1 protein-coding gene is annotated in these 1,410 nt (G+C 58.0%); it reads right to left on the bottom strand.

What is annotated here, in order from left to right; all coding sequences use genetic code 11:
- Positions 1 to 57 precede the first annotated feature (57 nt).
- On the bottom strand, positions 58 to 1,248 hold the full coding sequence (locus VVR41_RS10650; RefSeq protein WP_368524750.1) for an IS1249 family transposase: 1,191 nt from the start codon (positions 1,246 to 1,248) through the stop codon (positions 58 to 60).
- Positions 1,249 to 1,410 lie beyond the last annotated feature (162 nt).

The following is a 1,410-nucleotide window of genomic DNA, read 5'->3' on the forward strand; positions in this document are numbered from 1 at the left end:
GGGTTAAGGTGCAAAATGTGTGTCCGGTCGGCGTGTCGTCGGCCGGACCTTTGCGTGTTACCTCAGTGGACCTTTCCTAATTCTGATCGTGGGGTCGTACTCGGTTGGGATAGCGTTGTCGTAGAAGGCTGGTCGGCCCGTTTCTTGGTCGGCTTGGTTGTGGTCTTCTTGGGCAAGGTCGTTAACTTTGGCGAGTTGGTCTTGCCCGAAATTGCACTGCCTGGCGATTTTTATAGGGTCGTCAGGCAGCTGCGTTTTTGCGTGCAGGCACCACTCGAGCATTTTTCGTTGACGCTCTCCCGACCTACCGCGGTGAGCATCAGCGATACGTTTAATCACCGCGTTGACCCCTCCTTCCAAACTGTTCGTTGTTGCCACCCACCTGTCAGGCTCAATCGCGTTGTCGGGTGGCTGCAGGTAGGTAAACAACCAGTTATTGCGCGCTAAGTTCAGCAACGAGTAGTAGGCTTTGCGCACCCGCAGGTGAGTCCATTCCCACTGCTTAGTGGGTGTGCGGCGTTGTTTTGGCACCATCGTTTTCTCGTTCAGGAAGTCCTTGAAAACCTGCCCGAAGTCATGCAGGCGCAGTGTCCACTCACGGGCCTGGGTCAGTGTGGTGATCCGGGTTAGTTTCAGCGCTAACGCGTAGATGGCTTTGCCGGCATCCGTGCGTGGCCGTGAGGTGGTGTAGCGGCGGATTGCGCGTTGAGCATGCACAAGACAGCGTTGGATGAGGGTGTTCGGCCAGCACGCTTTGATTGCTGTGTAGGCGCCTTGCCCGCCGTCGAGCACGACGCATAAGGGTTCGGCGATCTTGCTGAGCAGTTGTGTGTACGCGTGGGTGGTTTCGCGTTGGGCCCAGTGCCAGGCAATGACGTGGTCGCGGCTGGCGGCAACAAGCAAGCAGCCGGCGCCTGTGTAGGTGCCGTCAATGAAGAGCTGGTCGTAGACGCGGTGGGGTTGGCCTTCGTTGGGAACCTCAATGAGCCACATCGGTGCGAACCTGCGCGCGAGTGTCCATCGGCTGGTGTGTCGTTGTCGTGCGACCTCGGACAGGCTGGCGGTGCAGGTGACGTAGGAGTGGAATGCTGCGAAGTCGTGGCTGAGGGTGTGGTCGGTGCGGGTGCGTGTTGTGGAGCTGCCGCAGGTGGGGTTGGTGCAGCGCCACCTGGTTGTGCCTTTGGATGTGGTGCCGTTTTTCTTCATGTGCCCTGTACACACCGGGCATCGTGGTCTGTTTCGTGTCACCGGGAAAGCACAGCAGTGCTGCGTTAGCACATATGGGTGCCATTCCGGAGGATTGAGCGTGTTTCGGCCCGATATAAGGATGCGAAGCTTATATCGGGCCTATTTACACCGTCTGAGCAGTGGTTATCCGGGAAAACGGACACACTTTCTGCACCTTAACCC

Origin of the sequence: Corynebacterium sp. LK2510 (genome assembly GCF_040946405.1) — a bacterium.
Lineage (GTDB): Bacteria > Actinomycetota > Actinomycetes > Mycobacteriales > Mycobacteriaceae > Corynebacterium.